The 12,980-nt window shown below is 29.7% G+C and carries 9 protein-coding genes; all 9 read left to right on the forward strand.

What is annotated here, in order from left to right; all coding sequences use genetic code 11:
• Positions 1-25: 25 nt before the first annotated feature.
• Positions 26-385 carry a 30S ribosome-binding factor RbfA gene (gene rbfA / locus BPEN_RS00530; protein ID WP_011282656.1) on the forward strand — a complete coding sequence of 120 codons (360 nt, stop codon included), beginning with the start codon at positions 26-28 and terminating at the stop codon, positions 383-385.
• A gap of 36 nt (positions 386-421) precedes the next feature.
• On the forward strand, positions 422-1,204 hold the full coding sequence (gene truB / locus BPEN_RS00535) for a tRNA pseudouridine(55) synthase TruB (protein ID WP_011282657.1): 783 nt from the start codon (positions 422-424) through the stop codon (positions 1,202-1,204).
• A 329-nt stretch (positions 1,205-1,533) separates the two neighbouring features.
• Positions 1,534-1,803 carry a 30S ribosomal protein S15 gene (gene rpsO / locus BPEN_RS00540; RefSeq protein ID WP_011282658.1) on the forward strand — a complete coding sequence of 90 codons (270 nt, stop codon included), beginning with the start codon at positions 1,534-1,536 and terminating at the stop codon, positions 1,801-1,803.
• 177 nt (positions 1,804-1,980) lie between these two features.
• A complete protein-coding gene (gene pnp / locus BPEN_RS00545; protein ID WP_011282659.1) occupies positions 1,981-4,080 on the forward strand; it encodes a polyribonucleotide nucleotidyltransferase in 2,100 nt (699 codons plus the stop codon).
• Positions 4,081-4,705: 625 nt separating this feature from the next.
• Entirely contained in the window at positions 4,706-6,415 is a 1,710-nt protein-coding gene (locus BPEN_RS00550) for a DEAD/DEAH box helicase (protein WP_011282660.1), read from the forward strand.
• 155 nt (positions 6,416-6,570) lie between these two features.
• Positions 6,571-6,999 (forward strand): DNA polymerase III subunit psi, encoded by a 429-nt coding sequence (locus BPEN_RS00555; RefSeq protein WP_238374065.1) that lies wholly within the window; start codon positions 6,571-6,573, stop codon positions 6,997-6,999.
• A 965-nt stretch (positions 7,000-7,964) separates the two neighbouring features.
• The gene (thrA, locus tag BPEN_RS00560; RefSeq protein WP_011282662.1) at positions 7,965-10,415 is read left to right on the forward strand and encodes a bifunctional aspartate kinase/homoserine dehydrogenase I; all 2,451 of its coding nucleotides are present in this window, start codon (positions 7,965-7,967) and stop codon (positions 10,413-10,415) included.
• 23 nt (positions 10,416-10,438) lie between these two features.
• On the forward strand, positions 10,439-11,377 hold the full coding sequence (thrB, locus tag BPEN_RS00565; protein WP_011282663.1) for a homoserine kinase: 939 nt from the start codon (positions 10,439-10,441) through the stop codon (positions 11,375-11,377).
• Positions 11,377-12,678 (forward strand): threonine synthase, encoded by a 1,302-nt coding sequence (thrC, locus tag BPEN_RS00570; RefSeq protein ID WP_011282664.1) that lies wholly within the window; start codon positions 11,377-11,379, stop codon positions 12,676-12,678. Before thrB ends, thrC begins: the two co-directional genes overlap by 1 nt.
• Positions 12,679-12,980 lie beyond the last annotated feature (302 nt).

Consider the following 12,980-nt stretch of genomic DNA (forward strand, 5'->3'; position numbering starts at 1 on the left):
TTTATTTTTTACGGAAGGTAGACAGATGTACTTTCAACATAGTTATCGTACTCAGCGTATTGCTAATGAAATACATAAAAAAGTTTCTATTATCTTGCAACATAAGATCGATGATATTCGAATAGGTATACCTACTATTTCAGGAGTGCAAGTATCTAAAGATTTAAAAAATGCTAATATTTTTGTGACTTTTATTAATAAAGAAGGTCCCGAGGAAATAGATACTGCTGTTATGATATTACAACGTGCTTCACGGTTTATTCGTTTTTTATTAGCTAATACTATGTGTATACGTGTAGCGCCTATATTATTCTTTAAGTATGATTCTTCATTAATTGAAGGAGCAAAAGTATGTAGTTTAATTTCTACTACAGAGAAATTATGATATAAAAGTTAAATTAATAATGCATTAAGGTTTCTAGTGAAGCGATATAAGAATGTAAGAAATAGAGATATTAATGGCATTTTATTATTAGATAAACCTAAAGGAATATCTTCTGGTTTATTCTTAAATAAGATCAAAAAATTGTTTAATGCTAAAAAAATAGGACATACTGGTACTTTGGATCCTTTAGCCACAGGAATGCTGCCTGTTTGTTTTGGTAAAGCGACTAAGCTTGCTAAATACTTGTTACATTCTGATAAACGATATAAAGTCAGCGCTCAGCTGGGAGTAAGTACTGATACTTTTGATTCAGATGGGACGATTATTAGTGTGTCGCCTGTACAGTCAAATGATTATATATTAGAACAATGTTTGGAATCATTTATAGGAATAAGAAATCAAATTCCTCCTATGTTTTCATCATTAAAATATCGTGGAGTACCTTTATATAAATACGCCAGAAAAGGAATCTATTTTCCTAGAAAACCCAGGTCGATTCATATATACAATCTGAGTCTTATTAAAAAAACAGAAAATATTATCGAGTTAGATGTCCATTGTTCTACGGGTACTTATATTCGTAGTATAGTGAATGATATTGGAGAGTATTTAGGTTGCGGAGCACATGTCATAGAATTACGTCGTTTATCAGTAGGACAGTACATTTCTTCTTCTATGATAAATCCAGCAACTTTAGAAGCTATTTTTTACAATGATTCTTTTGATGATGTACAAGTGTTTTGCAAATTGGATGCATTCTTGACACCAATGAATATGATCATGCTTGAGCTTGCGAATATATCCAATGAAAAATGTTGACATTTTCTATATATGTTATTCTTGCGTCAAGAATATAAAATGGATGCATTTTGATAATTGATACAGTCAAATTACGTGAACGTATGAGTGTTGATTATATGTGTTATTTGTGGTGTTTATAAGGGTTAGACAGTTTTTATTGTATTTTTATGATAGATACAGATAATATATAAAATCAAAGAAGTATATTCTCTATTTTTATCTAATGTATTTTTTAATTAAATAGAGGAATACAATAAAAAATTGAATATTGATTTCAATTTTATTTAATTTATTAAATATCATTTACCTTCAAATTAAATATAGTTTTTACATAAAAGGTGTTGTCCATGTCTTGGAGTGTTGAAAAAAAAAGAGAAATAATTTCTACATTTGGTCGTAACGTTAAAGATACTGGTTCTACTGAGGTACAAGTTGCTCTGTTAACTGAACGCATTGATCATTTGAAGCATCATTTTTTAAAACACAAAAAAGATCATCATAGTCGTCGAGGATTACTTAAGATGGTCGCTCATCGGAGAAGATTATTGAAATATTTAAAAGAAAATAACATGTTACATTATACTAATTTAATACGAAATTTAGGATTACGTCATTAATATAATTTGGTTTGTGAAGAATATACATGTTTTGATGATATTTTTTATTTATTCAGGAGTTTTTAAAATAAATTAGAAAATGAAATTTTTTTAATTTTATATTTAAGATCATGATGTTCTTATGATTGTTTAGACATATTAAAAAATTATATATTAAATTATAAAAAGGATATTATTTTGTTAGATCCGATTATTCATAAATTTAAATATGGACAGCATACTGTAATTTTAGATATTGGAACCATAGCTCGTCAAGCAAATGCTGCAGTCATGGTGAGTATGAGTGATACTACAGTATTAGTTACAGTAGTTAGTTCTAATCAAGTCAGATTAGAACAAGATTTTTTTCCTCTTGTTGTAAATTATCAAGAACGCACTTATGCTGCTGGAAAATTTCCAGGAGGTTTTTTTCGTCGAGAAGGTCGACCAAGTGAAAACGAAACATTAACGTCTCGCTTGATTGATCGCCCTATTCGGCCGTTATTCCCTAAGGGATTTATTAATGATGTACAAGTAGTTGCTACGGTAGTATCAGTAAATCCGCAAGTAAATCCAGATATTGTAGCAATAATAGGAGTATCTGCTGCATTGAGTTTGTCTGATATTCCATTTTTTGGACCCATTGGAGCAGCTAGAGTTGGTTATATTAAAAATCAATATGTATTAAATCCAACAACAACAGAGTTATCTAATAGTAAGTTAGATTTGGTGATTTCAGGGACTGAATCTAATATCTTGATGGTGGAATCAGAATCGTGTTTACTAAGTGAAAAAGAAATTTTAGACGCTATTATATTTGGTCACGAACAACAACAAATAGTGATTCATAATATTAATAAATTAGTTAAAAAAGTTGGAAAAACTAAGTATTCTTGGAACGAAAAGGAAGTGAACATATCTTTAAAAACGTATTTATCTGAATTGTATGAGTCTCGTGCGCAAGATATATATTGTTTTTTTGATAAAAAAGAGCGTCATGCTCAAGTTGATAGTATTAAGAAAGATATAGTAAAAACCGTTCTTAATAGCTACCAGCATGCTGCTGTAGATGAAAAAGAAATAATGTATCTTTTAAATTATTTAGAAGCGCAATCAATTCGTTATCGTATTTTAACGAACAAATTACGTATTGATGGACGTTCACAAGATACAATTCGGAAAATAGATATAAAAACAGGCATATTACCACGTACTCATGGATCAGCATTATTTACTAGAGGAGATACTCAAGCGCTGGTTGCTGTTACGCTTGGCACAGAACGTGATGCACAGAATATTGATGGATTAACTGGTATTCGTGTGGATAGATTTTTATTACATTATAATTTTCCACCATATTGTGTAGGTGAAATAGGTGTCATAGGAGCTCCAAAAAGGAGAGAAATAGGACATGGACGTTTAGCCAAACGGGGTATGTTAGCAGTTATGCCTAATGCTAATGAGTTTCCGTATACAATACGTGTAGTATCAGAAATTACTGAATCTAATGGATCGTCCTCCATGGCATCTATTTGTGGTACATCATTAGCGTTGATGGATGCTGGAGTACCGATTAAAGCAGCAGTTGCTGGTGTTGCTATGGGTCTGATTAAGGAAGGAAACGATTTCGTGGTATTATCTGATATTGTTAGCGATGAAGATCATATTGGAGATATGGATTTTAAAGTATCTGGTAGTCGTCAAGGCATAACAGCATTGCAAATGGATATTAAAACGGACGGGATTACGTATGATATAATAAATATTGCGTTAAAAAAAGCAAAAAATGCTCGACTGCAAATATTAGATGTTATGGAACAAATTATTAAGTTTCCTAATCAGGAAATCTCTAAATTTGCTCCCAGGATATATAGCATTAAAGTTAATCCAGATAAAATTAAAGATGTTATAGGAAAGGGAGGGTCAGTTATTCGCTCATTGACTGAAGAAACTAATACTATTATTGATATTGAAGATAATGGTATCATAAAAATAGTTGCTTTAGATTATGATAAAGCAAAACAAGCTATTCGTAGAATTAATGATATCACTGCAAACGTTGAAATAGGAGCCGTTTATACTGGAAAAGTTAGTCACATTGTGGAATTTGGGGCATTCGTTACTATCCTTTCTGGAAAAGAAGGGTTAGTTCATATTTCCCAGATTTCTGAAAGAAGAATAAATAAAGTAACTGATTATTTGAAATTAGGGCAAAAAGTATTAGTAAAAGTGTTAGAAATAGATCGTCAGGGACGAATTCGTTTGAGTATGAAAGGAGTACATCAAGTGAGTGCATAGCACATAGTATTTTACTGTGATAAAATTTTATATGTTTGCGTATGTGAGATAATTGTAGTTGCACGGAGGATTACATAAAAAAGATTGGTGACAATTCAAGGTAGTTAGGTTGGGCGTTGAAATGTATAACAATAAAAATCATTAATAATATTAAGCATATATTCGGGTAAATATAAGGCAACAATACAATTATGTAAGATAATTCATATTATAATTTTAGAATAAAGCAAATTAAATCATTTGATACTTAATAGAATAAATTATAATACAAGATAAATGTGGGTACTCAGGAAATAAATTAATTGAATTAGTGATACACTATTATTATAACTTATAAAAAGTATATATATGGTTAATATTTCATAGTATTTCAAGAATTAGTTTTTTCTTCTTTATGAAAAGGAATTTATACTCGTATTCATGAAGTTATAATCAATATTGTTAATTTTGTTTTTAATTGTAGTTATTGCAAACGCAGTATATGTATGACGAGAGCGTTGTTATTGAAATAACTTTAATCCCTCTGTATGCATTCATTGTATGCATGTGTATTTTTTGTGTTTTTAAAAGGGTTTTGATATGTATTTTATACAGTTAATTGTTTATTAAAATGAGGTAATCACAAATGTCGAAAACTGTAGACTCTTTTATAGATTTAGGATTAAATCGTTATATTGTCAATGTTTTACATGATGTTGGGTATACAAAACCTCTACCTATTCAAATTCAATGCATTCCATATTTATTAGCTGGATATGATGTGTTAGGAATGGCGCATACAGGTAGCGGAAAAACTGCGGCATTTGTCTTACCATTATTACATAATGTTGATATTAACAATTCTTGTTCTCAAGGTTTAATTATAACGCCTACTCGAGAGTTGGCGATACAAATTGGGAGAGTGTGTTCTAATTTTGCAAAATATATGAAAAAAATAAATGTTGTTACTTTATATGGAGGGCAAAGTTATGGCATTCAATTAAGTGCTTTAAATAAGAGACCTCATATTATAGTAAGTACTCCAGGTAGACTAATAGATCATTTAAACCGTGGAACTGCTAATTTATCTCAATTAAAAACTTTAGTAATAGATGAAGCTGATGAAATGTTGCGCATGGGATTTCTTGAAGATGTAGAGCGTATCATTAAAAATATTCCAGTTAAACGTCAAACAGCATTATTTTCTGCTACTTTACCTATGGGTATTCGTCGTATAAGTTATCGATTTATGAACAATCCAAAAGAAGTATTTATCCATTCTAATACTAGCATGTGTGCTAATATTAGACAAAGTTATTGGTTAGTACATTCAGGAATCGCTAAACATGAGGCTTTAATGCGTTTTTTAGAAACAGAAGATTTTGACGCAGCTATTGTTTTTGTTCGTACTAAATATGCAACGTTGGAGATTTCCGAAATATTAGAGAGATTTGGTTATAATAGTGCAGCTTTGAATGGAGATATGAATCAAACAGTACGACATCAGACATTAGATCGATTAAGGCATGGTAAGTTAGATATTCTTATAGCTACTGATGTTGCTGCACGTGGATTAGATGTTCATCGTATTAGTTTAGTAATAAATTATGATATACCAATAAATTCTGATGCTTATATACATCGTATAGGTAGAACTGGTAGAGCAGGATGCATGGGAAAATCCTTATTATTTGTAGAGCATAAAGAATATCGTTTGTTGCGTCATATTGAACGTAAAATAAAACTAAAAATTCCAGAGGTTCAGTATCCTACCTCTGAAACTTTATTTGATTGTCGATTATCGAGATTTACGAATAAAGTAGAATATCAATTAAGTACCGAGAATGATGATTTGGATGTATATCGATCTCTATTACCTCAAATAAAACCTAGAAGAGATTTGACAACGGAAAATTTAGCAGCTGTTTTGCTGAAAATAGCGCAAGGCAATCGTCCATTGGTATTCCCTCCAGATCCGATTATTAAAAATAAATCAGTTTCTAAAATACGTATAAATAGTAATCGTCAAAATTGTTTTCGTGTTGAAAATAGAGTTATTAAAACTAGGTTGCAATCTAAAATTTCTGATAATATGGATGCTTATCACATATCAGTAGGGCGTAATGATGGAGTTAAAATACGTCATATTATTAGAGTGCTTTCGAATAATATTGCTAATATTCGCTATCACGAAATAGGTAATATTAAATTATTTTCCTTTCATGCTATTATTGAGTTAGACAAAGGGTTATCTAGCAACAAAATATTAACGCAGTTGTCTCATGCACGTATTTTAAATAAACCAATAAATATGAAATTTTTAGGTAATATGTCCTCATGTAATGATGTACATTGACAACAAAACGTTTAATTGGAAATGTATATAATTCAGATGAAGTAACATCATTTTAAATTAATTATTTTTTAGTACATATGTTAAATGTATGAACATTATTATCAGAATAAATTATTTATATTATTTTCTACTAAATAATGATATGTGAAGTATGAATGACTATGCTTACTAATAATAGAAATAAACCACATACGTTTATTTTTCAGGAATTAGGTATTACACTTTGGAAATTACGATATCCTGTAGTTTTAGACAGCATAAACCCGATTAAGTTATGGCCATCTCTTCGTTTAGTATTAATATCACCGGATGTTCCGATATCATTAAATGATCCTTTTATTAAAGATGTTATACGTGCCATGCAGATTAACCCTAGAGAAGTATGCGCGTTGACCACTAACCAAATTAAAATTTTAATTATTCCATCAGAGTTTTCTTATTATTGTTGGTGGATTGGTACTAAAGTATCAAATAATTTGAATAGTATATGTCTAACTACTCCTGCGTTGTCAATATTAAAATGTGATATTCACGCAAAGCGTGATTTATGGCGACAAATTAGTGATATTAGACTGAATATTTAAGTTATTTAATCAATATTTTATCGGTGATAAAAAATATATAAAAAATAATACAGTGATATTATCTCGATTTTTTAATTTTTAAAATTATATGCATACAACTTATTCTACAACATACTGATGATTTGACGTAATGTAAATAAAAATTTATTAGATAAATAGAATTTATATCCTGATTCTATTGAATTATATCAATTTTAAAATTAACAATAGTTATTAACTGTTAGAGTATTTATAATATGAATGTAACTATATGCGTGGTTTTTACTAAAAACGTCGAAAATTATTTCCAATAAAAAAATTAATGTTAAATGTGGTTCAACAAACCACACGATGCTTAAACGTGAATTATAAAATATGTTATTTTAATTAATCTATTTACTCCTACTTTAATTTTTGATTTGATCAATATTAAGTATTTTGATATCAAAAAATATAAGAATATCTTTTTTATAGAATATAAATATCTCATTGAGAATGAGTAATTTTATTTTTTATTGCTATTTTTATTAAAATAAATTGGTGTATTTTATGGGCAAACATAAGAATATTTAAGTATATAAATATATTAATATTACTGAAACCGTTCTATTATGAATAGATGATCTATTTTTAATTAAATGTATATGATATGTATTGTATGTATATATAAAAAAGTATTTGCGTATATGTAGGTATATATATTTTGATAATTTTTTTCAAAACAGATATTACTACATTAGTACAGCTTTTATATACTCAAATAATAATTGATTATTTTTAAAAATTTTTATTGTAGATAGTACTACATTAATTAATATAATGATATAATTAGATATAATGTGTGTTTGTTATAATTTTTAACTATTTATTATAATTATTTATCTAATAAAACATAGTAGTAAGATGGATAAATATTACGTGATCTTTGCTGTTTATTTTTATTAATGAAAATTCAGGATATTAGAGTCATATTTAGGAGATAAAATATGCGAGTATTGAAATTTGGCGGCACTGCACTTTCTAATGCAAATCAGTTTATCCATGTCGCCAATATTCTTGAAAAAAACGCGCAAGAAGAACAAATAGCAGCGGTGTTATCGGCGCCTGCAATGATTACTAATTATCTAGTATCAGTTATTGATTGCACATTAAGTGGTAGTTCTGTATGTGAACATATTCACAATATAGAAACTATTTTTAATACTTTGTTGGAAGATATAGCACAAATTCAACCAGGATTTAATCATATAACTTTGCGTCTTATATTAGAACAAGAGTTTATTCATTTAAAAAATTTACTGCATGGAATTTCATTGTTAAAATTTTGTCCAGATAATATAAATGCTAATATTATTTGTTTGGGGGAAAAGTTGTCCATTATTTTAATGGAAAGGCTTTTAAATGCGAGGAATCTCCAAATAACTGTTATTAATCCAGTAGATAATATTATAGCACAAGGAAGAGAAGAATATCTGACCTCCATGGTAAATATTGAAGAATCTGCTCGGCGTATTAAAAATATACCTATTTCTCATTTAGATATTATATTAATGGCCGGATTTACTGCGGGAAATGAGCAGGGTGAATTAGTTGCTTTAGGTCGAAATGGTTCTGATTATTCAGCTGCGATTTTAGCGGCTTGTTTAGGTGCTAGTCGTTGTGAAATTTGGACAGATGTAGACGGGATTTATACGTGTGATCCGCGTCAAGTACCTAATGCAAAATTATTAAATTCATTATCTTATCAAGAGGCTATGGAGCTGTCTTATTTTGGAGCTAAAATTTTACATCCACGTACTATTGTGCCGATTGCTCAATTTCATATACCTTGTTTAATAAAAAATGTTTTCAAACCTGATGCTCCTGGAACATTAATTGGATCAATTAATAATGATGCTACTAATATAGTTAAAGGAATTACATATTTAAATGATATGGTAATGTTAAATATTTCTGGACCGGGAATGAAAGGCATGATTGGAATGGCCGCTCGTGTGTTTTCTGCAATGTCTCAAGCCATATGTTCAGTAGTGTTAATCACTCAATCATCTTCTGAGTATAGCATAAGTTTTTGCGTGCCTTATCAAGAGTTATCAAAAGCTTGCACTGCATTAAATGAAGAATTTAATTTAGAATTAAAAAATGGACTTTTGGAACCAATAGATGTCATACGAGATCTCGCAATTATTTCAGTTGTGGGCGATGGCATGCGTACGCAACTTGGTTTGTCTAGCAAATTGTTTGAGTCATTAGCTCGTGCTAATATTAATATTATTGCAATTGCTCAAGGATCTTCAGAGCGTTCTATTTCGGTGGTGGTAAAAAACAATGTTACTGCTATTGGAATTAGAGTAGCTCATCAAATGTTATTTAGTACTGATCAATTAATAGAAGTATTTATTATTGGATCTGGCGGCGTTGGTACTGCTTTAATAGAACAAATTCGACGTCAAAGACATTGGTTAAAAAATAAACATGTTGACTTACGAGTATGTGGTATTATTAATTCCCGAATGATGTGTATCGACATAAATGGGATTGATTTAAATAACTGGGAATCTTCTCTAAAGAAAACTCATGAACCTTGTAATTTAAAAAAATTAATGGAAATTATACAAGAAAATCATTTATTAAATCCAGTTATCGCTGATTGCACTAGTAGTATTGACGTAGTTAATTATTATGTAGATTTTTTGTCAAATGGTTGTCATGTGATTACACCAAATAAAAAAGCTAATACCGGATCTATGGAGCAGTATAGAAGACTTAGGGATATCGTGATAAAATCACGAAGGAAATTTTTATATGATACTAATGTCGGAGCTGGATTACCAGTTATAGAAAATTTGCAAAATTTATTAAATGCTGGAGATGAATTAATTAGTTTTTCAGGTATTTTATCTGGATCTTTATCATTTATTTTTGGAAAATTAGATGAAGGATTATCATTATCTGCTGCAACTTTATTAGCTCAGCAGAAAGGCTATACTGAACCGGATCCCCGAGATGATCTTTCTGGTATAGACGTAGCTAGAAAATTATTAATTTTAGCACGAGAAGTTGGGTATGAATTAGAATTGAATGATATTCAAGTCGATCCAGTAATACCACATAATTTTATAAATAAAAATGATACGGATAGTTTTTTTAAAAAATTGTCTTTATTAGATGATATTATTTATGATAAAGCTCAAAGGGCGTATAAATTAGGACATGTATTGCGTTATGTTGGGAATATACAGGAAGGACAGTGTCGCGTGAAAATCGAATCTATAAATAATAATCATCCATTATTTAAAGTAAAAGATGGAGAAAATGCTCTTGCATTTTTTACTCGGTATTATCAACCATTACCATTGGTATTACGTGGCTATGGAGCAGGTAATGATGTTACAGCAGCCGGAGTATTTGCAGATTTATTACGCACTTTATCATAATAAAAGTAAGGATGTGTGTGGATATGGTCAGAGTTTATGCGCCAGCGTCTATCGCTAATATTGGAGTGGGGTTTGATACGTTAGGTATGGCAATTGCTCCAATAAATGGTAGCTTACTTGGAGATTGCATTAGCATCGAGCATGCTAATGCATTTAGTTTAAGAAGTACAGGATTTTTTCATAGTCAATTACCAATACAATTAGAAGAAAATATCGTATTCCAATGTTGGAGAAAGTTTTGTGAAATTTTAGGACAAACATATTTTTTAAGTATTAAATTGGAAAAAAATATTCCTGTTGCTTCTGGTTTGGGTTCTAGCGCTTGTTCCATAGTAGCTGTATTGGTAGCAATGAATTATCATTGTGGATGTCCACTTAATACAGATCAATTGCTCATGTTAATGGGGGAAATGGAAGGTAAAATTTCTGGTTCAATTCATTTTGATAATGTGTCTCCTTGCTTTTTAGGAGGTATGCGTTTAATATTGCAGAATTGTAATATTGTTAACCAGGTAATACCTAGCTTTGATGATTGGTTGTGGATTGTAGCGTATCCAGGTATTAAAATATCTACAGCAGTATCTCGATCAGTATTACCAAATAAATATGATCGTGAAGATTGTATTAATCATAGTCAATATCTATCCGGATTTGTACATGCTTGCCATACTAAACAAGAATATTTAGCAATTAGATGTATGAAGGACATCATTGCAGAACCTTATCGATCACGATTGTTTCCGATTGAATTATCTTGTATACGGCATAATATTATGAAGAGAGGTGCTATATCTTGCGGTATTTCAGGATCTGGTCCAACAGTTTTTGTATTATGTAACAATCACGATGTAATAGGAGATATTTCTGATTGGTTATCACGTTTTTATTTACAAAATAATTCAGGTTTTATTCGAATCTGTTCTTTAGATAATCTTGGAGCGCGTATTATGGTGAATAATTAATGAAACTATATAATATTAAGCAACCTAGTGAACAAGTCACGTTTACTCAAGCTCTCTTACAAGGATTAGGAAAAAATCAGGGGTTATTTTTCCCAAAAGATCTTCCAAAATTCTCTATATTTGAAATAAATTCTCTCTTAGAAATGAGTTTTATAGAACGTAGTACGCATATTTTGTCTACATATATTGGCTCTGAATTATCAAAAAATAGTATATTAACTTGTGTTAAAAATGCTTTTAATTTTCCAGTCCCATTAGTGTGTATAAATAATAATGTTGCAATTTTAGAACTTTTTCATGGCCCAACTTTGGCTTTTAAAGATTTTGGAAGCCGATTAATGGCGCAAATGTTAAATCAGACTAACCATTGTTCTGATAAACCAATGGTTATTCTGACTGCTACTTCTGGAGATACAGGTGCTGCTGTAGCCCATGCTTTTTTTAATTTAAGCAATATACATGTTATAATTCTTTACCCTAGAGGCAAGATTAGTGCATTACAAGAAAAATTATTTTGCACTTTAGGAGGCAATATTTCTACAATATCAGTAAATGGAGATTTTGATTCATGTCAACGTTTAGTTAAGAAAGCTTTTGATGACAGTGTACTGCGACAGAAATTAAATTTAAATTCTGCGAATTCCATTAACATTGGCCGATTATTAGCTCAAATTTGTTACTATTTTGAAGGGGTATCACAATTACCGCATCAAATGCGTAATAAATTAGTTATTGCGGTTCCTAGCGGTAATTTTGGAAATTTAACAGCAGGACTATTAGCTCAATCTTGTGGATTACCAGTAAAGAAGTTTATTGCTGCTACTAATATTAATGATACTGTGCCTAGATTTTTAGAGTTTGGTTATTGGGAACCTCGCCCTACTCTTTCAACGTTTTCTAATGCTATGGATGTAAGCTCTCCAAATAATTGGTCTAGAATAGAAGAATTGTTTCGTCGAGAAAATAAATCTATTAAAGAATTGGAATATGGTTGTGTTAATGATTTTCTCACCGAGAAAACAGTCCAAGAAATTGCAGATTTGGGATATCTTTCCGAACCTCATACCGCTGTAGCATATCGATTACTGTGTGATAAATTACATTCTGATGAATTTGGTATATGTCTTGGTACTGCTCATCCTGTTAAATTTAAAGAGTTAGTAGAGGATTTTTTAAAAAAAAAGATACAATTAATATTACCAATTGTATTAAAAGAACGTATGAAATTACCTGTTTTATCGTTTAAAATACCTAAATGTTTCTCTTCATTACGTAACCTAATTTTAAGCATAATGTCTTAAAATATTATGCATATCATATACTACAAACATATATGTGTTATATTAAAATCTAGTATTTTTTATATTTTGCGTTCGTTAATGCATTTAATAAGATTATAAATAATTATATAAAATATATATAACAAGGTGATGTTTTGTGAAGAGTAGTGATGAATAAAATTAAATAATTATATGAATAATCCGTTTGCTATATATGGGTATTTTATAATTTTATTAGTGATCTTTACAAAATAATTAATTATCTTAAATTCATATAATGTTTTTTGAAAAGTTTTGAAAACAAATTTGTTTTAAGGTTGAAA

Source organism: Candidatus Blochmanniella pennsylvanica str. BPEN, assembly GCF_000011745.1.
Classification (GTDB): domain Bacteria; phylum Pseudomonadota; class Gammaproteobacteria; order Enterobacterales; family Enterobacteriaceae; genus Blochmanniella; species Blochmanniella pennsylvanica.

What these genes read in the sequence shown, in the direction of transcription:
- rbfA (WP_011282656.1), top strand. Translation starts at nt 26, where the DNA reads ATGTACTTTCAACATAGTTATCGTACTCAGCGTATTGCTAATGAAATA.
- rpsO (WP_011282658.1), top strand. Translation starts at nt 1,534, where the DNA reads ATGTCTTGGAGTGTTGAAAAAAAAAGAGAAATAATTTCTACATTTGGT.
- BPEN_RS00550 (WP_011282660.1), top strand. Translation starts at nt 4,706, where the DNA reads ATGTCGAAAACTGTAGACTCTTTTATAGATTTAGGATTAAATCGTTAT.
- BPEN_RS00555 (WP_238374065.1), top strand. Translation starts at nt 6,571, where the DNA reads ATGACTATGCTTACTAATAATAGAAATAAACCACATACGTTTATTTTT.
- thrA (WP_011282662.1), top strand. Translation starts at nt 7,965, where the DNA reads ATGCGAGTATTGAAATTTGGCGGCACTGCACTTTCTAATGCAAATCAG.
- thrB (WP_011282663.1), top strand. Translation starts at nt 10,439, where the DNA reads ATGGTCAGAGTTTATGCGCCAGCGTCTATCGCTAATATTGGAGTGGGG.
- thrC (WP_011282664.1), top strand. Translation starts at nt 11,377, where the DNA reads ATGAAACTATATAATATTAAGCAACCTAGTGAACAAGTCACGTTTACT.